Origin of the sequence: Paenibacillus spongiae, assembly GCF_024734895.1 — a bacterium.
GTDB classification, from domain to species: Bacteria; Bacillota; Bacilli; order Paenibacillales; family Paenibacillaceae; genus Paenibacillus_Z; species Paenibacillus_Z spongiae.
Genome location: NZ_CP091430.1, coordinates 5,833,170 through 5,857,007, shown reverse-complemented (window position 1 = coordinate 5,857,007; position 23,838 = coordinate 5,833,170). Strand labels below are relative to the sequence as shown.

Genomic DNA, 23,838 nt, shown 5'->3' with positions numbered 1-23,838 from the left:
AACCGTTTCCGTCAGTACTGGATGTTGACAATTCAATCCAGGCAGGCGTAGCATACAGTTGATGAAGGATAGATGACGGACCGGGGAGTTCGGCGGAGACGAAGGGGTGGAGTTCTTATGTTAACGGACATACATTGTCACATTCTGGATGGCGTTGACGATGGCGCCAAGGATTTGCAGGAATCATTGGAGATGGCTAGAATCGCCTTGCGGCATGGCACGCATCACATTGTAGCGACGCCGCATTTCTTCGAGAAATGCATCATACCGCGCGACCATCTGCTGGAGAAGGTAAACCTGCTGCAGCAGGAGCTTGACCGTCAGGGGATAGCGGTCCGCATCTCTGCCGGCAATGAGGTTCGGCTGGAGAGTGCCCGTTTTATTGAGGAGCATCTGCAGAAGGAGAGCTTCTGTTACTTGAATGAAGCCGGAAGCTTCATCCTCTTGGAGCAGAGGTGGGACGGATATTGTCCGGATACGGAAGAAGTGGTGGACTGGTTCTTGAAACAAGGGACGACACCGATCATTCCTCATCCGGAGCGGCACTTCTTCTTCCGCGAAGATCCGGAATTGTTATCGCGACTCATTGCACAGGGTGCCTGGACGCAGGTTTCGGTCGATAGCCTGCTCGGTACGAACGGCAAGGAAGCGGAGATATTCGGCCGTCAGCTGGTTGAACGCAATGAGGTTCATACACTGGCTTCCGACGCGCATAATGTCGTCCGAAAGCCGAATTTATCCGAAGGCATTCGGCTTGTAAGCGAATGGGCAGGCCCGGCCCGCGTGCAGGAAATTATCGATCGGATTGACCGTGTGGCCGTTTAACATCCTCGTCATCATCAATCGTATTACAACAATTTGCAGCAACAAACAAACCAACAAACAAACAGCCTCCTCCTGCGAAGCCGCAGGGGGAGGCTGTTTGTTACTATGCTATTCGCGTTTGCGAATCAGAATCGTGAGACTGACGAGCGTGACGAAGATTGTTGCGCCCATGTCCGAGAGGATGGCGATCCATAGCGTAAGCCAGCCCGGGATCGTTAAGAGCAGCGCGATCAGCTTCAATCCAAGGGAGATCGAGATGTTGAAGCGGATGATGCGATTGACTCGCCGTGCAACGGTAACCGCTTCGGGGAGCTTGCCGAGATGATCCTGCATCAGCACGATATCGGCCGTCTCGATCGCGCTATCCGTGCCTTTGCCCATCGCAATGCCAAGCTGGGCGGAAGCGAGTGCCGGCGCATCGTTAATGCCGTCTCCGATCATCGCGACCTGACCGCGCTGGGCAAGCTCCTTGATTTTGTTCACTTTGTCTTCAGGGAGCAGATTGCTGTAGTAGTCGGTTACGCCAATGGCGGCCGCAACCTTCTCGGCAGTCTTCTTATGGTCGCCTGTGAGCATAACCGTATGCTTCATACCGGCGCGATGCAGCTCCGCAATAACGGCTTTGCTTTCTTCACGGATTTCGTCGGCAATGCCGAACATGCCGAGCACGCGTTCCTCGTCCGCAACCAGGACCAGCGTCAATCCTTCTTCCTTCAAAACAGCGATTTGCTTCTGTACGTCGGTTGGCAGGTTAAGATGGGCGACGCTATTCTCATTGCCCAGCCAATACGGAATGCCTTCGACACGGGCACGGATTCCGCTGCCGAGCACCGTTTCGATGTCGGTTGCTTCCGCAGCCTCGATCCCATGACGGCGCAGTTCCTTCATGATGGCTTGCGCAAGCGGATGGGTCGACGATTTCTCGATCGCGCCGGCTACCGTCATGAACCGCTCGTCATCATAGCTGATCGTCTTCTCGACATGAGGCTGTCCCTTAGTCAGCGTTCCCGTCTTGTCGAAGGCGAGCGTATCAATCTTGCCCAGCTGCTCCAGGAACACGCCGCCCTTAATCAATATGCCGTTGCGGGCGTTCCGCGTAATGCCGGATACGATCGCGATCGGAGACGACAGGATTAAGGCGCAAGGGCATCCGACGATGAGTACGGCCAATCCTTGATAGAGCCACTCGCTCCAATCGCCGCCCAAGAACAGAGGAGGCACGACCATAACAAGAGCAGCGATGATCATGACGAGAGGCGTGTAATATCGCGCGAACTTATTAATGAACAGCTCGGTCGGCGTCTTCGTCTCCTGCGCTTCCTCGACAAGATGCAGAATCCGCGCAAGCGAGGAATCCTCGTAAGCTTTGTCGATGCGCACCTGAAGGACGCCTTCGTTGTTCAGGCTTCCGCCGAATACCGCTTCTCCCGCGGCTTTCTCCACCGGCAGCGATTCGCCTGTAATGGCGGCTTCATTAACGGAGCTTGCTCCTTCCAGCACCGTGCCGTCCGAAGGAATCTTCTCGCCGGGTCGGACAATAACCACGTCTCCTGCCAGCAGCGATGCGACCGGCACGACCGTCTCGCGTCCATTCTCCACCTTGACGGCTTCCTTAGGCGCTACCTTCAGAAGCGACTCCATCGAGCGCCTGGCCTTCTCCATCCCCAGGCCTTCCAGAAGCTCATTCAGTCCGAATAGGATGGCGACCAGCGTCGCTTCCTTCCATTCTCTGATGGCGATAGCGCCAATAAGGGCAATGGTCATGAGGGTATCGATGTTGAACCGCAGCGCAAATAAATTTCGAAGTCCGCGCAGAAAGGTCGAGTAGCCGCTAATCGCGGTTGCGACCAAATACATGCCGATTTGAATGTTCGGATCGATAACGCCATCGGATACGATTGCAGCGAAATAAATAACGGCGGAAAGCGCCAGAAGCTTGATCATGAGTGAATTGCCATGCCCATGGCTGTGAGAATGATCATGTCCCGCGTGGTCGTGATGATGACCGTGACCATGATGATGCCCGGAATGATCATGACCGGCATGATCATGCGCATCATGTCCTGTCTGATTGTGCGCATGCGCAGGCTGAGGCCGTTCGATAAAGGCACGCTCCGACTTCAGTATGCGTTCAACTTCCTGCATCGAGACGCGTGAATCGAGCTTCAGCTTCCCGGTCGTATAGATCAGCTGGGCGCTATCGCCATGCTCGAGCTGTTGAATCTGCTTCTCCAGCTTGAGTGTACAGCTGCCGCAGGATAGTCCCTTCACTCTGTATTCGTTCATGACGCATCCTTCTTTCATCACCAATATATGAATACTTGATCATATGATAGTTCAGATGCAGCTGGCTGTCAAACCCATTTTATTTAGCGTGTACAGAGATGGTGACGATCATCCGCTCTCTATTGCTTATTGATGAATGGGTTCTTCCTATGTTACGTTTATAACAGCCACCACGAGCTCCATCACAGCTTCATTCCATTTACGTCTTCTAGGAGGTCTACTGGATGATGCCGCCTCACTATTTAAGATGCTTGTCCGTCGTGTTACTGCTGATTTGCTGCCAATTGTGGTCAGTTCATTGGACAGCGGCAGCGGCAGAAGGAGATCCATTGACGGCGGCGGATGAAGGGCTGCAGGCAGAGCCCAAGCTTCAGGCTGAAGCTGCGATTCTCATGGATGCGCGTACCGGAACGGTATTGTATGCGCATAATGCCGACAAACCATTGTATCCGGCAAGTATTACGAAGATCGTGACGGGTATCATTGCGCTTGAAACCGCCGCCGATCTGAACAGTCTGGTTACCGTCTCGAAGGAAGCCCGTCACGAGGATGGAACGCGGGTCTTTCTTGCCGAAGGCGAGCAGCAGACGCTTGAGAATCTCGTTTATGGCATGTTAGTCAACTCCGGTAATGACGCCGCAACCGCTATCGCCGAGTTTATCGACGGCACGAAGGAGAAATTCGCCGAACGGATGAACACCTTCGTACGCGATAAAGCAGGCGCCGCGCAAACAAACTTTGTCAATCCAAGCGGACTCCCCGACCCGCTGCAGGTAACGACAGCACTGGATATGGCGCATATTGCCCAATATGCGATGAAGAACGAGACCTTCCGAACCATCGTTGGAACCACGAAGCGCCCGTGGAAGGGAGCGGAATGGACATCAGAGCTTATCAACCACAATAAATTGCTTGGAACCTATGAAGGCGCTACCGGAATCAAGAACGGCTTTACCAATGCATCCGGCTTTACGCTGGTCGCTTCAGCGATGCGGGACGAGATGGAGCTGATCGGCGTTATTTTGAAAGCGCCAACAAATAATGGGATTTATGCGGATATGCGTAAACTGCTGGATTACGGCTTTGCGGGCTTCGAGCTTAAGAAGCTGTTCGATGCCGGCGAGTCCTACCCCCAGCCAGCCGAGAAGGGAGCTCCCACATTCGTTGCTTCCGAAGAAATATGGGCGGTTACACCCCGGGGCGAGCAACCGGACATAAGAGTCGAGCCTAGCGGCAGTGTGCAGGTTCAGACCTCCAAGGGGATGATTGCGGCAGGGAAGATGACCGTGATTGAACCCGGTGTTAACGACGAGCCTCTTCAGATGAGCGGCAAGCAAGTTTATGAAGAGACAGGAAACCCGATGAATCTTTGGCTAATCTTCGTTTTTATGGCTTGGCTGGTTATGAATGCATTCCTCGTATTTATTGCCTACCTCCGCTATAGAAAAAAAAGGAAATATCGTTCACCAGAATGGTAAGAACACCTTCGTGCTCCCGTCATTTTCTGTGATATAATAGCTCTCAAATAAGATGCGAGGGATAACGGTGACAATATGACTGAAAAACTGGTACAAGATGCATGCGACGATCCGTGCAGCGGGACGGAAGCCGATGTCCAAGATGTTCGCGAGAAATTAATCGGCGATGAGGCGGCTTCCGAGCTGGCCGATTTGTTCAAGGCTCTGGGCGATCCGACGCGGGTCAAGCTGATTCATGCGCTCCTTCAATCGGAGCTGTGCGTGCATGATCTGACGGTGGTTCTTGGAATGGGGCAGTCTGCCGTGTCCCATCAGCTGCGCTTCCTGCGCAATCTGCGTATCGTCAAGCGCCGCAAAGTAGGCAAGACCGTGTATTACTCCCTTGATGACGATCATGTCGAGCAGATTTTCATGCAGACCCTGCAGCATTTGAAGCATGACTGAATCAAGCAGGAGCGTCATCTTATTATGCGGACGGCGGCCGTGCCCAGTGCATGGCTATTAAGTCTGCAGGCCAAGCGAAAGAAATAAGAATGGGTAGAGGAGAGAGGTAACAGATGGGTGAAGCAAGGAAGGGACAAGCTGCGAAAGGACATGCTCCCAAGAGTTCTTCCAAGAGACCGCCGGTGAAGAAGGGGCCTAAGAATTTAATCATTTTCACGACGATATTGGTTGGATTGTTCGTCCTGCTGGTTGTATTGAACCAAGCGACGAAGGATCCGGTGACGGTGGCGCTCGACAGCACACCGGATATTACGAATCAGCCGGTGGAAGGCAGCCAGGATGCCAAGGTTACGATCGTGGAATTCGGGGATTACATGTGCCCGTCCTGCAAATTATGGGGAGAGCAGATTTATCCGAAGCTCCAGAAGGATTATATCGAGACCGGCAAAGCGAAGTTTGCCTATATAAACGTGCTGTTCCACAATGAGTCGGGAGTGGGAGCACTTGCTAGCGAGTCCGTATTGGCGCAGAATCCGGATGCCTTCTGGCCGTTCCACAAAGCGTTGTTCGACGCCCAGCCTTCAGTCAACCATGATGAACCTTGGCTGACCAAAGAGAAGGTGCTGGAAGTGGCGGGCAAGGTCCAGCCTGCAATCGATACCGATAAGATGAAGGCGGATATGGAAGCCGACGCGGCGAAGACGCAAGTCGATCTGGACGAGAAGCTCGTGAAGGATTTTAAAATCAGCTCAACGCCGACGATCATGATCAATAACGTCAAACTCGATAATCCGTTCGATTACGATGCAATCGTCAAGCTCATCGAGGAACAGCTCTAACCATTTTGAATAGCGGGGGCGCAGGATGAAATTTCGTGAATATACGTTGTACATGGCTTGGATCGTAGCTGTCGTTGCAACGCTCGGCAGTCTCTATTTTAGCGAAATACGCGGATATATTCCGTGCGAATTATGTTGGTACCAGCGCATTCTGATGTACCCTCTGTCGATCATTTTGGGGATCGCAGCGTATAATACGGAGACAAGCATTAAGAAGTATGTGCTGCCATTATCCATCTTCGGGGGTTTCATCTCGCTGTTCCATTACTTGGAGCAGAAGGTGCCGGGGTTTGCTTCGATTAAGCCTTGTACGCAAGGCGTTCCCTGCAATATCGATTATATTAACTGGCTCGGTTTTATCACCATACCGTTCCTGGCCTTGATCGCGTTCACGCTCATTACGGTGCTCATGATTTTGACAAAATCCGAAAAATGAAAGGATTCTAATAAATAATAAAGAGGAAAAACACGGAAATCCTCGAATTACTTTTCTAGAGCATGCAGGATGACACTTATGCCTAATTCTCCGGCAAGGAGAAACGGGGGACCCAATCTGGGTGAATTGATCTTCAATAGGAAGATAATAGGGACCTTCAACCGAACCCCTCAGCTAACCTCGTAGGCAACGAAGGGAGAAAGTCAGTTTGAAAAAAGCTTTCATATCGTTAGTAGCAGGGGTCATGATATTTGCAGGAGGAGGAAGTGTTTTCGCAGCACAGACTCCATTGAACGAATCCATCGATCAGGTGATCGGCACGCCTTACAAGTGGGGCGGAACGACCGAGAAGGGATTTGATTGCTCGGGATTCATCATCTATATCTTCGATCAGTTCAAGGTAGACCTCCCAAGAACGTCCAGCTCGCAAGCAGAGACGGGTACTGAAGTAAGCCAGGACGAGCTCCGCGAAGGCGATCTCGTATTCTTCAATACGAGCGGCAAAGGCGTTTCGCATGCCGGAATCTATGTAGGGGACGGCAAATTCGCCCATTCCTCCAGCAGCAAAGGGGTCGTCATTAGTAAATTGTCCGATTCCTATTACAAGGAACGTTATGTAACGGCTAGACGTGTCGTCTCCTCCGAAACGTATGCATCTGTCATGAAGAGCGAGTAGGAAGAGGATTCAACCCATAGCGACAAGGAAAGACCGGATGGCTATCCGGTCTTTTTGCCATGTCGAATGATGCAAGCAACAAGAAGCGTGAAGCCGGATGAATGATTTTGATTTTGGAGCGGTAGAGAGATATCGCCATAAAAGTAGTTTACGCAGAGCGTTAATGCGACTAGAATGCAAGTGAAGGCGCTTTCTGCAAGCGAATTGATAATTCATTGGGGGAGATTCAATGGCCATTCATTATCCGAATAAGGTGAACGTGAACGCAGCAGACTTAGAGCTTGCCATCCGGCAGGGCTGTCATCCGATGCAGCAGCAGTTCGATCCGCAGCATGACGATCTTCCGTATTTCGGCAATATGATGAGCGGGCCGGAACCGGGGAATACGCATTTTACGAATTACTCCATCTCCCATGTCCCCGGCAGGTGGCTGAACGCATTATTGAATGCGGAGGATGCTCTGGGAATTCCACTGGATGAATCGGTCATAGACAATCTTGCCCGGTGCACGTACAAGGCCTTCAGCCATCCGATGAGCATGCCTCAATTGATCGATCTGCATACCTTCGAGCCCGTGCAGACAAGTGATCTGCATAACCTGCGGGAAGCGGCTCATGCGTTGTATGCACTGATCAAATATCGAAACGATGCGCAGGCGCTCGATATTTCGAAGCGGTTTATCAAGACGGTTTCGAAGTATTTTAATTTTACTACCGGGGAATGGGAGGAAGAACGGTTTCACCTGGACACGGGAGGCAGCACGACGTTCACTTGCGGAGAGGTGCGCACATTCCCGATTTCATTCGGGAGATTTATCGGCCCTCTTGTGAAGCTGTATAAGGCATGCGGCCTGGAGGAAGCGCTGGTGCTTGCGATCCGGCTCAAGGACTATGCATTCGCAAATGTGATCAACGAGCGGGGCGATTACGATGTGCGCGTATTCGGCGACCATACGCACTCCACAACGGCGATGATCTCTTCCTTGGCGCAGCTGGGCGAGGTGTTGGGAGACCGCTCGATTCTGGACCGGGTCTCTGCTTTCATGGAGAATGGGCTGCGGGAGATCGCATTGGAATTCGGTTGGTGCATCGAAAGTTATCATCGCAAGGATCACTGGGGCGAAATCAATAATACGTCGGATATGATGGAAACCTGTCTGATTCTGGGGAAAGCGGGCTACGCAGGCTATTTCCAGCAAGCGGAACGGATTTTACGGTCACACTTTCTGCCCTCCCAGCTGCTGGACACCTGCTTCATTCCCGATTCGGACTGTCCGGATCACGATTACCGCCATAAGCTTGCCTCCCGTTCCAAAGGGGCCTTCGGCTTCCCTTGTCCTTACGGGCATGAATACGAGAAGGATTACGTCATCTCCTTCAACTGGGACATCGTGGGCGGCGGCGTCGGCGGGCTTTGCGAAGCGTATCGGGACAAGGTGACGAAGAAGGACGGATTGATCAGCATTAACTTGCATTTTGACCATAGCGATGCCGATATTGAGGTCCAAAGCCCGTACACCCATCAGGATGTGATGGAGATTCTCGTGAAACGTAAGCATCCGGTCCGGCTGCGGCTCTCGGATTGGATGGAAGCAGGCAGCATGACGATATCAACCGATAATGCGGACGCCGCGTATCTCATCTCCGATGGCTGGCTGTACTTTCATGGATTGGAGGATGGCGACCGTATACGGATCCGATTCCGAATGCCGCTCGAAACGAAGCATTATCCATTCCGGGAGGAAGCTTTCACGTTCCAGTGGCGGGGAGACGCTGTGGCAGCAGCCGATAATAAGGGTCGGAGGCTTTGTTATTTCGACGATCTTGCTGAAATCGCACAACAATAAAGGTAATAGGATGGTGGTTAGACAGATGATAAAGCATGAAGCGATTCATCACGTGAGCCTGATCGTGAGCGACATCGAACGGGCAAGGGCGTTCTATAAGGAAATACTCGGCTTGCGCGAGATACCGAGACCGCCCTTCGACTTTCCCGGCGAGTGGTTTGCCGTCGGCGAGACGGGGCAACAGCTGCACTTGATCGTACACGATGGACAAACGAAGCGAACCGGCGGCATCGACACGCGGGACGGCCATTTTGCCATCCGGGTCGGCGATTTCGACGAAACCGTCGAATGGCTGCGGCAGCATGGCATTGAGCATCGGGCTAATCGCGACAGCATTACCGGATTCGCGCAAATTTTTCTGCTTGATCCCGATCGTAATGTTATTGAACTGAATGCAGCGCGGCGCTAAGCCGCGCTTTGTTGTGCATGCCGAAGTACAAATGTAAAGTTGACGGCAGAGCCCTGCAGATAAGGGCTCTGCCGTTGTTGTTTGATGCGTCCGTTGAGTGCTAATCGGAAAGTATCATTAACATTGGCATTGCAGAACGATACGTAAGTGAGCTATGATCAGCAGGAAACCAAATAATGGCGTACAGGAGAAGTATGCTATGGGAAAAGGGAAGGTGATGCAGGATGAAGCTGCCTATGGTTGCGGCGCATACAGGCTGCGGAACGGCACCGGACAATACATACGCTTCTTTTCTGGAGGGCGTTCAGATGAAGGCGGATATCGTCGAAATCGATATTCGGGTAACTACCGACGGTACCGCAATATTGCTTCATGACGATTCGCCTTACCTAAGGGAGTACACGTTCGAGCAGCTTAACCGGCGAGAAAATCGCGCGAAGCTAGCCGCTGCCTATGAGGAGCACGAGCTTGTCCGGCTGGAAGATGTGCTCCGATACGTCCAGTCTCATACCGCGAAATTGAACCTTGATGTAAAGGATGCGTCCGGCATTGAGCCGACGATCGCTCTCGTTCAGCAGTATCAGGCGCAGGATCGCGTCTTCATCACCGGCTGTTCGGATGGCATAACGAAGCATTATCCGGATATTAAGGTTCTGATGAATACTCCCGACAGCCTGTCGCGGGAGGATGCTGCGGACTACGCTTCCTTCGCGAACCGCATTTGCAAGGAAGCTTCGAACGGCGCTTACTTCGGGCTTAATATGGCATACGGGACCTGTCATGCGGATGTGACGGAGCTGGCACGTGAGCAGAATTTGGCGGTGTGGGTGTATACGGTAAACGAGCAAGAAGAGATGATGCGCCTGATCGAGCTGGGAGTAAATGCGATTACTACGCGGCGGCCGATCCGGCTTCAAGAGGTAATCCGAGGGTGCTCCGTATAGAAATGGATTGACCGGCAGGAACAAATATATTATGATATTCACATTAAGAAAGCGCTTCCCTCTATTTTCGGTCAGCCGTTTGAAAGCGTTAACGCAATCTTCATATTTTTTTTATGGATTTTCTGGTAACGATACCATATGATTTGTGAGAGAGGAGATGAAGAGCGGTTTTGTACAGATCCGCCCCGACGTTTATGCCGATAGTTGAATTCCATCACAAGAAGGTGATCCGTCAATTATGCTAACCGGAAAACTGTGGAAACGCATTTTACTGCACCGCTATTTGTACCTGATGCTGCTGCCTTGTCTTCTGTTCTTCATCATCTTCTCCTACATCCCGATGGGGGGACTGATGCTGGCCTTCAAGGATTACAAATTCAATTTGGGGATCACAGGGAGCCCCTGGATCGGGTTTGTGTACTTCGAACGTTTTTTTAATGACTATCAGAGTATGAATCTTATTAAAAACACCTTGATCATTAGCGGAATGAAATTGTTCTTATACTTACCGTTCCCAATTATACTCGCCTTGATGTTTAATGAAATTCGCGGCAAATTCTTCAGAAATGTTGCCCAAAGCATCTCGTATTTGCCTCATTTCCTATCCTGGGTCGTCGTTGTCGGGTTAGTTCAGCGAGTGTTAGCACCGGATACGGGGCTGCTCAATGAAACCATCGCAAATATGGGCGGAGACGGAAGTACCTATTTCTTAATGGAGCCGGATTACTTCTACCAAATCATGTTTGGCAGCCATGTATGGAAATCGATTGGTTGGGACTCGATTATTTATCTGGCGGCAATATCGGGGATCAATCCCGATATGTACGAGGCGGCGCGAATGGATGGTGCCAGCAAGTGGCGTGAAATCTGGCATATTACGATCCCGTCCATCATGCCTACGATTCTCATTCTATTCATTCTATCGCTTGGAAGCATTCTATCGGCAGGCTTCGATCAGCTGTACTTGCTGCGAACGCCCGGTAACATGCATTTATCGGATATATTGGACACCTACATCATTCGTGTAGGGCTGCAGGGAGGGCAATACGGTTATGCAACCGCTGTCGGCTTGATGCAAGGACTGATCGGCTTTATTCTAGTCGTCCTGGCGAATCGGCTTTCCAGACGTATTTCAGACACCTCAGTATGGTAACGATACCATAAGCATAATGAACAGACCTTAGTGAGAGCGCTTAACTTGGCGTTATTCATAAAAACATTTGCAAAGGGGTATGTACATGGGGAAGAAAGGGTCAATTTATATCTCGGTGTTCCTTATTCTGGCGTTATTGCTTACGGCTTGCTCCAAGAACAATGAGCCGGCAAACGGTGGCAAGAATGAAAACAACGGAACCAAAACCGAGAATGCGGAAAATCCGGCTGATGACGGAAAACCCGCTACCTGGATTGCTGATCGCAAAATCAAAGGTCTCGTATTCATGGGCACCGATGATTACACAGAGGACATGAATGTGGAAATTAAGCAAAAGATCAAAGATATGACCGGCATCGAGCTCGAGCTCGAAATTATGAAAGCGGATCACTCGATCGACGGCTTGATTGCAGGGATTGCCTCGGGCGACCTGCCGGACTTTATCACCTTCTACTTAAACAACAGCGGCCGTCCGGAAATGTCGGTCATTCTGAAAGCAGCGCGTGAAGGCATGTTCACCGATTTGACGCCGCTCATTAAAGAGACGAAGGTGTTCAGCAAATACTTGCAGGACGACTACCTTCCGCTGGATACGAAATATGGCGTTATGTTTCGTCCCGAATTCAACGGTTCCAGCTATTTCATCCATATGAATGTTAATAGAGAAGGCGGAGCTACTACCCGTAAATATGTAGGAGGCCCGTTCATCCGCAAGGATATTGCGGATACGCTCAAAGTCGATCCTCGTACGATCAAGACAAGCGAGCAGCTCTATGAATTGGCGAAAAAGATTAAGGATGGCGGCTTTAAAGACACGAACGGCAACGCGGTGTATCCGATCGGTCCTTCCTACTGGGGCGGGAAAGAAGTCGGAGCCCTGTATCCAGATCTATCGTGGGGAGCCAGCGATCAGCGTATTAAGCCGGATAAAGACGGCAAATGGCTGCACGAAGCACAAACCGAGTTTGCTATGAAACGAATTGAGTTCGTGCAGAAGCTGCTGAAAGAAAAGCTCATTCATCCGGAGTTCTTCACCATTGATGAGAGCCGTGCAACGGAAGCCGCATTGAACGGAACGTCCGCGATTATCGGCGATATGCACAACTATCAAGAATTCAACAACGACATGCATTACCTCCCGATCGGCCCGCTTGATAATGCCGACTCTCCTTACCAAATGCAGGTTGATTTCAAATCCGGCTACTCCGGCTGGGCGATTCCGTCCACGACGAAAAATCCGGAGGAAATCGTGAAGTTTGCCGATTTCTTGGCCAGCCGCGAAGGTAAATTGCTGTGGCAGTATGGTATTGAAGGCCGCGACTACACGCTGGATGAGAAAGGCAATCCGAAGGTGAAGCAGGAAGTGCTGGATCTGAAAGCAAGTGATCCGAACGCAGCGAAGAAGCTTGGCTTTGCCGGTGTCGGCAATTCCTTCGGCGAGCTGCTGGGTGGAACGGATATTGACCGCATGGCCGACTTTGGCGAGATGGAATTTGGTGAATCCGTCCATCCCGAAGTGCTGGCAGGCGCGAACGGTCTCATCGAATATTTTGACTGGGACGGCAAACGCAAGGATGCCAAAATCAATGACGGTTACCCGCCGCTGTCCTTCCTTGGTGAATTTGACCGTGGCACCGAGCTTAAGACCGCTCTCGATAACTACAATGATAGCTTGACTCGCGCTTACTATACGAAGAATCTGGACGAAGCGAAGAAAGTCATGGACTCCGCTCTGAAGCAATTGCAAGCTGCAGGCCTGGACGACTACATGAAGCTTCTGGAACAGAAGAACGCGGATGAGAAAACGAGAGTGAAATATTAATTAGTTTGCGTCCATATCATTCGTTCATCGGTATGGGGAGTTTAAGTGGCCGGTTTTATTCTCATGGGTAAAACCGGCCCCTCATAAGGAGCGGGAGGGGGAGACCGGGTGGGAAATGAATTTTACAAGCTGTCAGTGGGAGAGAAGATTTTCAAGATCGTCATTTATTTGCTGATCATAGGCTTGTGCTTGTCGATTATTCTTCCTTTCATGAACATATTGGCTCTATCCTTCAATGCCGGCAAGGATGCCGAGCGGGGGGGAATCTATTTCTGGCCAAGGGCATGGTCGACGGAGAACTTCAAAGAAGTGTTCATGTCTGCGAATGTAGGAACGGCATTTGGCATTTCGATATTCCGAACCGTCGTTGGTACGGTGGCGAGCGTATTTTTGACGGCAATGGCGGCTTATGCGCTGAAAGGGAAAACATTGCCGGGCGTAAAGTTTTTTACGCTCCTTATTTTCTTCACCATGCTGTTCAGCGGGGGAATCATTCCTTATTATATGCTGCTGAAGTCGCTCAATTTGACCAATACGATATGGGTTTACGTGATCCCAAGCTTGTACAGCGCCTGGAATTTGATCATTATGCGGACGTTCTTCCAGCAGATCCATCCCAGTCTCGAGGAATCGGCTCGAATTGATGGATATAATGATTTCTCCATCTTTATGCGGATCATTATGCCGCTCAGCCGCCCGGTTGTCGCGGTGATCGCCTTATTCAATGCCGTGAGTCATTGGAATGATTGGTTCACGGGTGCATTCTACGTGCGTTCGTCCAACCTGCGGCCATTGTCCACTTTATTGCAAGAAATGCTAATGCAGGCTGAAGCGATGAGGGATACACTATCGCAGGCAGCAGGCGCAAACTATGATGCGCTGGAGAAGATCCAAGTGACAGGCAACTCGCTTAAAATGGCCACCATCGTAATCGTGGTCACCCCGATCATACTTATTTATCCATTTATACAGAAATATTTTGCCAAAGGCGTTATGATTGGATCATTGAAGGAATAATGACGGGAAAGAGGTATGTTGACGATGGAAATCAAGAACCCTTACGACAAAACGGGACAATGGCTAAGAGGGGCGTTTCATAACCATACCTCGAACAGCGACGGTTGGTTTCCGCTTGAAACGGTGTATAAAATGTACGCCGAATATGATTTTCTGGGGATATCCGACCATGATCTGATTACGAAGCACGAAGGGATGCGTCGGATCCCTACCGTTTTTGAAGCGATCGAGGTGAGCAGCAAACAGACGCACATGCTTCTCGTCAATCCGCCGCATTCGATCATGACGGATTATTCGAATGAATTTACGATAGCGAACTATCAGCGTTTGACAGATCGAACCGTGGACAATGGCGGATTTTCGGTACTTGTTCACCCGAATCGATATTTTTCTAATTACTGGAACGTCGAAGATATGCTAAAGTTGGAAAGGTACATCGGTATCGAGGTCTATAACGGAGACGGCAATCCGGAATACGATATCGCTTTCGATAAATGGGATGCTCTCTTATCCGCAGGGCGCAAGGTATGGGGATTCGGCAATGACGACTCCCATGTCTATGGGCAGGAAAAGCGGGTATGGAATATGGTGCTTGCAGCGGACAATTCGAATGAAGCGATCACGGCCGCAATCAAGGACGGCAGCTTTTATGTATCGACTGGCTTCGGGTTCGAAGCGATTCGGACAGAAGGCAGCAAAATCATTGCGGATTTCCGTTCGAATGCACTGCTGGATGGGATGTATAAATACGCTACGTTATTCGGTAAAGATGGAAGAGTGCTTAAGGAAGTTACCGGCCGATTCAAGCAAATCGAGTATGAATGCGCAGGGGATGAGGAATACGTGCGTATTTCGGTATATCTTGAGGGGGGCTTCGGGGCATTTTCCCAGCCGTTATTCATCGGTTGATTTCACTTTTGACCGAATAACAGCGAGACTAAACACGGCGGAAGAGTCGTAGAGAATGAAGGTCAGGTGATAGACATGGCGGTAAAGATCAAGGATGTTGCCAAGAGGGCGGGAGTTTCTGTAACGACCGTTTCACGCGTGCTGAACGGGGAGAAGTATGTCAAGGACGATTTGAAAGAACGAGTCAATCAGGCGATTGCGGACCTGGGCTACTCCCCCAGCCAAATTGCGCGAAGCTTGGTGCGGAAAAAAACGAACCTCATCGGCGTCATCGTACCGGATCTGACCTCCAGCTTTTATTCGACGATCTTAAGCAGCATTGAAGAGACGGCAAGCCTGAATGACTATAATCTTCTGGTGTGCAACATCATTGAAGATATCGATAAAGAATACAAGTATTTGAACGTATTCAAAGAAATGCGCGTGGAAGGCATCGTGATTATGCACGAGAAGATCAACCCTGAAATAAGAAGCTTTATTAACGCGCTGCAAATCCCGGTTATCTTCTCCAGCGTCAAGCCGGCCGACCAGAATTTCATCTCCGTCATTATCGACGATTATAAGGCGGCATATGACGCGACGGCGTATTTGATCCAATTGGGACATGAGAGAATCGGGTTCATAGGCGGCGATATGCGGGATGTTACATCCGGTCAGAACCGTTATACGGGTTACCGCAACGCTCTTTCCGATCACGGGCGCAAGGTTATTTATGAGTTAATCCGTTTCGGCGATTATAAGGTGCAGAGCGGCTATCAGCTGATGAGCGAGCTGCTCGAAGGCTTTAATCCGCCGACCGCGGTCTTTGCGGTGAGCGACGACATGGCGCTGGGCGCGATGAACTGCATTCATGACCGGGGGCTGAAGGTTCCGGATGACATCTCGGTCATCGGGTTCGACGGAAGCCAATTGACGGAGCTGGTCCGTCCGCGCCTGACCTCGATGGAGCAGCCCATTCATGAGATGGGGAAGCTGACGGTGGAGACGATCATGAAGCTGATTGCCGGAACATATCGTCCGGACGGGGATATCATCATGGAACACCGGCTCGTCATCCGCGACAGCTGCAATGCAATAGACGAACAAATAGGCCTTCCAACATAAGTAATGCGGAGAAGAGGAGAATGCTTTGAAAAAATTCGATGCAATTGTCATAGGGGATGTGAATATTGATTTAGTCGTTGTCGGCTATGACCGGCCCCCGCTGCCTGGCCAGGAAATATTCGTAGACAACATCATGACGCATCTCGGCGGGGGAGCAGCCCTGTTCAGCCTGTCCCTCGCCAAGCTCGGCTTGAAGCTTGCGTTCAACGGCATTCTCGGCGACGACTACTATGGTCGCTTCCTGATGAAGCAATTCGAGCAGTATGGTATCGATACCAGTTATATCAATTTGAGCCAGACGGCCAATACGGGAATCTCCATTGCCCTGCATCCCGAGAAGGATCGTTCATTCATTACCTATGCGGGATCGAACGCGCAGCTGAGCCTGCGGCAGCTCGATCGCAGCAGCGTTGCCGAAGGGCGCCATGTCCATCTGACCTGCTACAAGGGGAGCGCGAACCATGCGGATTACATGGAAACGGTCATGGAGCTGAAGAAGCTGGGCGTCACGCTTTCTTTCGATACCGGCTGGGACGATACCGGTGAATGGTACAGAGGTATTCTCGACTTGGCTGCGCAGATCGACGTGTTCTTCATGAATGAGACGGAAGCCATGCACTACACTCGCTGCGCAACCGTGGAGGAGGCCATCACCCATCTGGCCCGGCATGGCAAGCATGTCGTTGTGAAGCTTGGCTCTAAGGGTGCTATGGCCATTGTGGACGGCAAGCGGATTTATCATCCTGGATTCCAGGTAGAGGCGCGGGATACGACGGGAGCGGGAGATTCCTTCAACGCAGGCTATATTTATGGCTATCTGACGGGCAAAGAGCCTGCGGAGTGTCTCGTTTATGGCAATGCATGCGGAGCCTTGTCCGTCAGCGCTTATGGCGGAAGCACCGGAACGTTGGACCATGAGGCCATGCTGCGGTTTATTGCCGGACATACGGATGCTTCGGCGCTTCAAGAGGAGGCTAGAGGATGAAGAAATTAACGTTGATCGGCGGGGGCGGCGTCAGGGCCGTCCTTTTCACGAAGAGCTTGACGCTTAAGGCGGAGGAAGCGGGGATTACGGATCTGGTGCTGCATGATACGGATGAAGAGCAGCTGCACATTATCGGCCAGCTGTGCAAGATCGTTATTGCACAGAGCGGTGTTAATCTGAAGCTCCGTACAACAACCGATATCCGTTATGCGCTGTCTGGCGCGGACTATATCGTCACGACGATCCGCGTCGGCAAGGAGATGTCCCGGTATACCGACGAGCAGATTGCTTTGAACCGCGGGGTGATTGGACAAGAAACGACGGGACCGGCCGGATTCTCCATGGCCATTCGCACCATCCCTGTTCTGATGCATTATTGCGAGCTGGCCAAGGAGCTTGCACCGCAAGCGTGGATCTTCAATTTCTCGAATCCATCGGGACTCGTGACGCAGGCGCTGCGAAGCGCGGGCTACGACCGCGTGATCGGCATCTGCGACACTCCGAGCCATACGAAGCTGCGCATGGCGCAAGCGATGGGTGTTGATCCGAAGGAGTTGTACGTTGAGTTCTTCGGCCTGAACCATCTGTCTTGGGTGAGCAAGGTTATTTACAAAGGCGATAATATACTGGCTCGGCTGAAGAATGACGCGTCATTCGTCGCACAAGTGGAAGAGTTCAAGATGTTCGACATTGATCTGATGCGGACGCTCCCCTATCTTCCTAACGAATATCTCTATTATTATTACCATCGTGAACAGGCCCTCGATAATATTAACAGATCCGGCATGACCCGCGGTCAAATGATCGCACATAACAATAAGGATATGATTGCGGCGTTGAAAGAGACCGACATCGCCGGAAATCCGAATCAAGCGCTGCAAATTTATCTCTATTACACCCAGAAACGCGAAGCCTCGTATATGGCGATCGAGACGAACTCCGGTTCGAAGCAGCTAGCGCAGGAGGGGGAGCTGGAGCTTCCGAATTCGCTCGGCTATGCCGGCGTTATGCTTGATTATGTTGCATCGCTTCAGACCGGCGGGCGCAGCGACATCGTCCTCAACGTGCCCAATGCAGGAAGCATAGACGGACTTGAGGATGACGATGTCGTGGAGGTTTCATGCGTCGTTGACGGGAATGGTGCGAAGCCGGTCAAGATCGGCGAAGTGCCTGAAAATATGTACCTGCTCATGAAGACCGTGAAGCGGTTCGAGCGTCTGACCGTGGAAGCGGTGCGGCATCAATCCCGGGAATTAGCGGTTGAGGCGCTCATGGTTCACCCGCTCGTTAGTTCCTATTCGCTTGCGAAGGTTCTCGTTGACGATTATATGAAAGCATACCGCGAGCTCTTGGGAGAGTGGACATAAAGCCCTTATTGTTTTATAGCTGAATACGCAGCCTAAGTGGAACAACATAAGCCGCGTCGGCGAAGCCGGCGCGATTACCGCTGCCCTGTACTTGCGCACGTTCGTCGATTCGTCCCAGCGCTGGATGCATATCGATATGGCGGGCCTGAAGGAAGCATCCGCCGCGGAAGCGTATCCCGTTCCCGGCGCAGCGGGATATGGCGCAAGGCTGCTTGCCGTCCTGGTGGCGGAACGGGCGATGGGCTAGGGCGTTTGGTAATGAATGTACGGCCGATAGCTGCTGCTTGTGGAATTCGATAACAATCAATAAGAGCCTTCCAGTCTATGCTGGAAAGGCTCTTATATGCGTTCGCGGTTCATGCGGCCGGGCATCTGGCGGAATTCGCTCGGCGTGAGCCCGGTTTCCTTCTTAAAATTATTGCTGAAATAGTGGACGCTTGTATAGCCGAGCTGTTCGGCGACAGCTTCAATCGATTCGCCCTTCAAGAGAGCCAGCTTCGCGAGCTTGATCCGCTCGGAGATGATATATTGCTTGGGCGATATGCCCGTCTGTTCGGCAAACAGCTTGGCAAAATAACTCGGGTGGTACCCGCATAACCGCGCAAGCTCCGCTACGGACCAGTTATTCGTCGGCTGCTCCCTCATGGCCTGCAGCGCATGCTCGATCTTGCTCTCCATCTCCCCGATCGTCTGCTCCGTGACCGTTCTTATGATCGTCAGCAGCAGCTCCATAAGAAGCGCCCGCATGGCGAAGGAGGCCCCCCAGTCGTCCGGCTGCTGATAAGCCTTCACGATTCTGGCCATTATAGGCTCCACGCCGCTGCTGAGCACAAAGTGGTGCGGGATGGCGATGTCGCCGCGGCCTTCGATCGTCACGCTGTAGGGCTCGGGCGGACGATTCATCTCCGATTCCCGTACATCTTTAAGATGATAGGCCGGATGAACCGGATGTGATGAAGACGCATGCCATGCGAAGTGCAGGCTGTAAAACGTAGAATGGCGGACGCTGGTCAGAATATGCGGACTGTTGTGACCGTAGAAGACGCATTCTCCAGGCTGGACGGAATAACGGCCCGGGCCGAGCAGGAGCTGTACTTCCCCGGATAACACGTAGATGAGCTGGCAATCCGGAATAATGCGGGCCCCCCAGTATTCGCCGGGCTCGGAAGTCTGCCTAGTCGCAAAGTTTACCGTCGGCGTCAAGTCGATTAAATTCCCCATATGCATAGGCAGTCCTCCCCCGAAAGCTGCATATCTTGCAAAAGTGTAAATCGAGTTTGCGTTTATCTAAATACGCGACATGCTTTTTCGTTTATTGTGAAAGTGTTACCAAAATCTTATTCCTTCTGGAAAAGGAGTGCAAGCTAATGTTGACGCAAGCGCAGCTGGCAGAATTTGAAAAGAACGGTTTTTTGAAGGGGAGCGTCGTGTTGAACGACGATGAGGTTGAAGAGCTTCGTGAAGAGCTGGCTCTCGTTATGGAAGGCAAGACGGTGAAGAAGCCCGTATTGAATCACAACATGCTGGATGGCGGTTCGCTGTATGACGATATGAAAATGACGGTCACGGAGCGGGTTGTTCAGATTGTAAATATATGGATGGCAAGCGAAAAGTTCTATCAACATGCGGCTCACCCGATCATTACGGAAGAGATCTCGCAGCTCTGCAGCAATACCGATACGCTTCGGATATGGCATGACCAAATTCAATACAAGCCACCGGTCTCGGGCGGTCCGACGGGCTGGCATCAGGATCATCCGCTGTGGCCGATCATTCAGCCGGCCGATCTGGTCAGCGCCTGGGTAGCGCTGGACGATGCCGTCATCGAGAACGGCTGCATGTGGATGGTGCCTGGCAGCCATAAGTGGGGCGACCATCAGAAGCATCTGGCTTCTACGAAAGACTTTAAGCCTTACCACAAAAATCCGGAGCTGCTGCCGGAGGGCGCCGTTGTGGAAGCCGTTCCTTTCGAGATTAAGAAGGGGCAGGTCGGCTACCATCACTCGCTCACCTGGCATGGCAGCCCGCATAACCGTTCGGAGATGCACCGCAGAGCGATTGCCGTCCACTATATGCCGGGCCATACGCGCTATGAGCCTTCAGCGAACCATCCGATGCACCAATTTGTCAATGTAAAGCCTGGAGAACTGATGTCCGGAAGTCACTTCCCGGTCGTGTTCGGGAAGGCAATTTAAGGGCAGATAAGAAATATATCGCAACAAAGCAGCCGTAACAAGCGTCTTAATTGCTGGACATGTTTAACAAACCGGCATTAGGAGGACTTATTACGATGAAATTCGGCAAGTGGTTGGCGCAGCTCATGCTGCTGGCAGTATTCGTCGCAGCGGCAATTCCGGCGGGAGCAGGCAAGGCGGAGGCTGCCGTATCGTCGGGCTCGGCGGATATCGCCATCTATCTGGATGGGGAGAAGCTTAATAGCGACGTATCGCCTTATGTTATTCCTAAACAGTATGTAACTATGGTCCCGCTTCGCGTCATCAGCGAAGGGCTCGGAGCGGGCGTGGATTGGAATCAGCAAACGAAGACGGTGACGATCAGCAATGCCAGCACGACGATAACGATGACGACCGGACGCAGCTATGCCGTCGTTAACGGCAGCAATGTCGCCTTGGACGCATCCGTTCAGGCCAGAGCGGGCCGGACGATGGTTCCGCTGCGTTTCGTCGGAGAGCAGCTTGGCTTATTGGTGAACTGGGAACCGAAAACGAATATCATCACGCTCCTGACGGTGAACAATGTGCCGGTCAACCCGGGTACGGGCGGCGGAAGCGGGAATGGAGAAACGTTGAATGGCGTATGGGTGTCGACGGTCTACAATCTAGACTGGCCGACTGCAGGCTCATATGGCAAATCGGATCAGCAGAGGGAAGAATTTATCACACTGCTGGATGAGCTGCAGGGGATCGGTCTGAATGCCGTCTTCGTACAGGTGCGTCCTGCAGGAGATGCGCTGTATCCATCCGCGCTAGTGCCCTGGTCCAAGTTTCTGACGGGTACGCAGGGGAAGGCGCCGGATTATGATCCGCTGGCCTTCATGATCGAAGAGACGCATAAGCGCGGGATGGAGTTCCATGCATGGTTCAATCCTTTCCGCGCAAGCGTAGATGCCAAGACGGATACGCTTGCGGCCAATCATGTGTCGAAGCTCCATCCGGAGTGGATCGTGAGTTCCGGCGGCAAGCCTTATATTAATCCGGGTATCCCGGAGGCGCGGCAGCATATTATCGATACGATCATGGAGGTCGTTAACGGCTATGACATTGACGGCGTTCATCTCGACGATTATTTCTACCCCTCCAGCGGAGCCTTCCCGGACGAAGCGGCTTTCAATGCGTATAATCCGAACGGGCTGACGATCGGCGACTGGCGCCGGGATAATATCAATTCGTTCGTTCAGCAATTGGGCGAATCGATTCATTCGGTCAATCCGAACATCCGGTTCGGCATTAGCCCTTTCGGGGTGTGGCGCAACCAATCGGTCGATGCGACAGGCTCGGATACCAAGGCAGGCGTCACCGCATATGACAACATGTACGCAGACGTCCGGACATGGATTAAACAAGGCTGGATCGATTACGTGACTCCCCAAATCTATTGGAGCCTGTCATTCTCCGCGGCGCGTTACGATAAGCTGGTAGATTGGTGGGTGCAGGAGGTGCGTGGTACAGGGGTTGACCTGTATATCGGCCATTCCCCGTACAAGCTGGGAACGACGGAAGCCGGCTGGCAGTCCTCCCAGGAAATCATCAATCAGCTGATGTATAACAAGAAGTACCCGGAGATCAAAGGCGATGTATTCTTCAGCGCCAAAGATTTGCGGAGAAACCCGCTCGGCATAATAGAAGCGTTGAGGACATTCTACTTAAGCATCCTATAGAATATTCACAATATAGACAATAAAGAAGCGCGGGACTAGCCCATCAGGGAGTTCCGCGCTCTTTTATATGAATCTGAACGGGGAGAACTTGCAGAGAACGAGACTATTGTCCTTGATTATCCACCGTTAAAAATATATATTATACATAACAAATCTTGCAAGAATATGGTGAGAGAATGAGTTCAACCGATCGTATCCCCCTTTATCAAAAAATTCAAGAATATGTACGCGAGCTGATCAATTCGGAAGGACTAAAGACAGGGGACCGGATTCCTACTGAGAAGGAGCTGATGGATCGCTTCAACGTCAGCAAGATTACAGTGGTCAATGCGCTAACCGGTTTGGCTAACGAAAGGATCATTACCCGCGTTCCGGGACGCGGGAGCTTCGTCAGCGAAACGATTCCCTCGGAAGAAGAAAGCGGCGATACTCATCCGCTTGGGCTTGGCGGGCCGGTTGCAGCAGCGGCTTCTTCCTACCCAGCGGCGGATAAGCCGGAGATGTTGAAGAGCGGGGCTGTCAAGAGCGGATTAATCGGAATCGTGATGCCTTCGATCGATGATTATTTTGCCATCCGCATCATTAAGGGTATTGAGAAAGCGATGGACGAGAAGGGCTACCGGAGCATGATCCTTCTAAGCCGCAGCAAGCTGGAGAAAGAGAAGGAAGCGATCAAGACGCTTATGCGCCTTGGGGTAGAAGGCATGCTGATCTTCCCTGTAGACGAAGAGCGCTACAACGAGGAAATCTTAACCATGAAGTTAAACGGATTTCCGTTCGTGCTGATCGACCGTTACCTGCCCGGCGTCGAGACGAACTATATTGCTTCCGATGGTCGGCTGGGTACGAGCCTTGCCGTCGATCTACTATGGAATTACGGCCATCGCGAGATTGCGCTCTGCTCGGACTCCCCTCTGCAGACCGTTACGGTGCAGGAGCGAACCGAAGGCTATATACAAGCGCTTAAGGAAAAGGGCGAACTGATCAATCCCGCTCATATCATTAACGGTTTTGATTTGAGCGAGATGGATAATAACGAATCCCATCCGTTATACCGGTATATTCGCAACAGGATGGCTACGGCCTATATTGCGCTTAACGGAAGACTCGGCGTCTATATCTACCAAATGGCGGAGAAAGCGGGTCTGCGCATTCCGGAGGATCTGTCGATTGTGACCTTCGACGATCCGACGTCGATTGTAGAGGAATTCAGTATTTTTACCCACATCAAGCAGTATGAACAGGATATGGGCTATCAGGCGGCGAACAAGCTGTTCGGCGTCATCCAAGGCGGGGAAGAAGGCAAGATTAAATTCAGCAAGACGCTGATCCGGCCCGAGCTCATCGAGCGTAAGACGACCGGCCCGATCGTCCGTAAATTGTAGTATAGGAGCACAGAG

General features: G+C 51.7%; 22 protein-coding genes and 1 riboswitch. Of the genes, 20 read left to right on the top strand and 2 right to left on the bottom strand.

Annotated elements, in window-relative coordinates:
* Positions 1–117: 117 nt before the first annotated feature.
* A complete protein-coding gene (locus L1F29_RS26440; RefSeq protein ID WP_258385019.1) occupies positions 118–825 on the top strand; it encodes a tyrosine-protein phosphatase in 708 nt (235 codons plus the stop codon).
* A gap of 108 nt (positions 826–933) precedes the next feature.
* On the opposite strand, the gene L1F29_RS26435 is transcribed toward L1F29_RS26440, so the two are convergent.
* A complete protein-coding gene (locus tag L1F29_RS26435; protein ID WP_258385018.1) occupies positions 934–3,111 on the bottom strand; it encodes a heavy metal translocating P-type ATPase in 2,178 nt (725 codons plus the stop codon).
* 224 nt (positions 3,112–3,335) lie between these two features.
* Here L1F29_RS26435 and L1F29_RS26430 point away from each other — a divergent pair, with 224 nt between their 5' ends.
* From L1F29_RS26430 to L1F29_RS26355, 16 genes are all read left to right on the top strand, one after another.
* Complete coding sequence (locus tag L1F29_RS26430; RefSeq protein ID WP_258385017.1) at positions 3,336–4,589, top strand: D-alanyl-D-alanine carboxypeptidase family protein; 1,254 nt, start codon at positions 3,336–3,338, stop codon at positions 4,587–4,589.
* A 75-nt stretch (positions 4,590–4,664) separates the two neighbouring features.
* Complete coding sequence (locus L1F29_RS26425; protein ID WP_258385016.1) at positions 4,665–5,033, top strand: ArsR/SmtB family transcription factor; 369 nt, start codon at positions 4,665–4,667, stop codon at positions 5,031–5,033.
* Between the two features lie 113 nt (positions 5,034–5,146).
* A complete protein-coding gene (locus L1F29_RS26420; RefSeq protein ID WP_258385015.1) occupies positions 5,147–5,872 on the top strand; it encodes a DsbA family protein in 726 nt (241 codons plus the stop codon).
* 25 nt (positions 5,873–5,897) lie between these two features.
* Entirely contained in the window at positions 5,898–6,308 is a 411-nt protein-coding gene (locus tag L1F29_RS26415; RefSeq protein ID WP_258385014.1) for a disulfide oxidoreductase, read from the top strand.
* 69 nt (positions 6,309–6,377) lie between these two features.
* Positions 6,378–6,512: riboswitch (cyclic di-AMP (ydaO/yuaA leader) on the top strand.
* A 4-nt stretch (positions 6,513–6,516) separates the two neighbouring features.
* A complete protein-coding gene (locus tag L1F29_RS26410; RefSeq protein ID WP_258385013.1) occupies positions 6,517–6,984 on the top strand; it encodes a C40 family peptidase in 468 nt (155 codons plus the stop codon).
* A gap of 229 nt (positions 6,985–7,213) precedes the next feature.
* On the top strand, positions 7,214–8,830 hold the full coding sequence (locus L1F29_RS26405) for a hypothetical protein (RefSeq protein WP_258385012.1): 1,617 nt from the start codon (positions 7,214–7,216) through the stop codon (positions 8,828–8,830).
* A gap of 25 nt (positions 8,831–8,855) precedes the next feature.
* Positions 8,856–9,239 carry a VOC family protein gene (locus L1F29_RS26400; RefSeq protein ID WP_258385011.1) on the top strand — a complete coding sequence of 128 codons (384 nt, stop codon included), beginning with the start codon at positions 8,856–8,858 and terminating at the stop codon, positions 9,237–9,239.
* 224 nt (positions 9,240–9,463) lie between these two features.
* A complete protein-coding gene (locus tag L1F29_RS26395; protein ID WP_258385010.1) occupies positions 9,464–10,183 on the top strand; it encodes a glycerophosphodiester phosphodiesterase in 720 nt (239 codons plus the stop codon).
* Between the two features lie 238 nt (positions 10,184–10,421).
* Entirely contained in the window at positions 10,422–11,336 is a 915-nt protein-coding gene (locus tag L1F29_RS26390) for an ABC transporter permease (RefSeq protein WP_258385009.1), read from the top strand.
* Positions 11,337–11,421: 85 nt separating this feature from the next.
* Positions 11,422–13,158 (top strand): extracellular solute-binding protein, encoded by a 1,737-nt coding sequence (locus L1F29_RS26385; RefSeq protein ID WP_258385008.1) that lies wholly within the window; start codon positions 11,422–11,424, stop codon positions 13,156–13,158.
* A 108-nt stretch (positions 13,159–13,266) separates the two neighbouring features.
* Positions 13,267–14,175 carry a carbohydrate ABC transporter permease gene (locus tag L1F29_RS26380; protein WP_258385007.1) on the top strand — a complete coding sequence of 303 codons (909 nt, stop codon included), beginning with the start codon at positions 13,267–13,269 and terminating at the stop codon, positions 14,173–14,175.
* Between the two features lie 24 nt (positions 14,176–14,199).
* Entirely contained in the window at positions 14,200–15,084 is an 885-nt protein-coding gene (locus L1F29_RS26375; RefSeq protein ID WP_258385006.1) for a CehA/McbA family metallohydrolase domain-containing protein, read from the top strand.
* Between the two features lie 75 nt (positions 15,085–15,159).
* On the top strand, positions 15,160–16,188 hold the full coding sequence (locus tag L1F29_RS26370) for a LacI family DNA-binding transcriptional regulator (RefSeq protein ID WP_258385005.1): 1,029 nt from the start codon (positions 15,160–15,162) through the stop codon (positions 16,186–16,188).
* A 25-nt stretch (positions 16,189–16,213) separates the two neighbouring features.
* On the top strand, positions 16,214–17,173 hold the full coding sequence (locus tag L1F29_RS26365; RefSeq protein ID WP_258385004.1) for a carbohydrate kinase family protein: 960 nt from the start codon (positions 16,214–16,216) through the stop codon (positions 17,171–17,173).
* Positions 17,170–18,540: a family 4 glycosyl hydrolase gene (locus L1F29_RS26360; protein ID WP_258385003.1), complete on the top strand. Its 1,371-nt coding sequence runs from the start codon at positions 17,170–17,172 to the stop codon at positions 18,538–18,540. The genes L1F29_RS26365 and L1F29_RS26360 overlap by 4 nt, the downstream gene beginning before the upstream one ends.
* 91 nt (positions 18,541–18,631) lie before the next feature.
* Positions 18,632–18,787, top strand: a complete 156-nt coding sequence (locus tag L1F29_RS26355; RefSeq protein ID WP_258385002.1) for a hypothetical protein — start codon at positions 18,632–18,634, stop codon at positions 18,785–18,787.
* Between the two features lie 92 nt (positions 18,788–18,879).
* Here L1F29_RS26355 and L1F29_RS26350 read toward each other — a convergent pair whose 3' ends face one another.
* Positions 18,880–19,767: a helix-turn-helix transcriptional regulator gene (locus L1F29_RS26350; protein WP_258385001.1), complete on the bottom strand. Its 888-nt coding sequence runs from the start codon at positions 19,765–19,767 to the stop codon at positions 18,880–18,882.
* Positions 19,768–19,907: 140 nt separating this feature from the next.
* Between L1F29_RS26350 and L1F29_RS26345 the strand changes: the two genes are divergently transcribed.
* The 3 genes from L1F29_RS26345 (at position 19,908) to L1F29_RS26335 (ending at position 23,823) form a co-directional block, all read left to right on the top strand.
* The gene (locus L1F29_RS26345) at positions 19,908–20,735 is read left to right on the top strand and encodes a phytanoyl-CoA dioxygenase family protein (RefSeq protein WP_258385000.1); all 828 of its coding nucleotides are present in this window, start codon (positions 19,908–19,910) and stop codon (positions 20,733–20,735) included.
* 95 nt (positions 20,736–20,830) lie between these two features.
* On the top strand, positions 20,831–22,438 hold the full coding sequence (locus L1F29_RS26340) for a family 10 glycosylhydrolase (protein WP_258384999.1): 1,608 nt from the start codon (positions 20,831–20,833) through the stop codon (positions 22,436–22,438).
* 176 nt (positions 22,439–22,614) lie between these two features.
* The gene (locus tag L1F29_RS26335) at positions 22,615–23,823 is read left to right on the top strand and encodes a GntR family transcriptional regulator (RefSeq protein WP_258384998.1); all 1,209 of its coding nucleotides are present in this window, start codon (positions 22,615–22,617) and stop codon (positions 23,821–23,823) included.
* Positions 23,824–23,838: the final 15 nt, after the last annotated feature.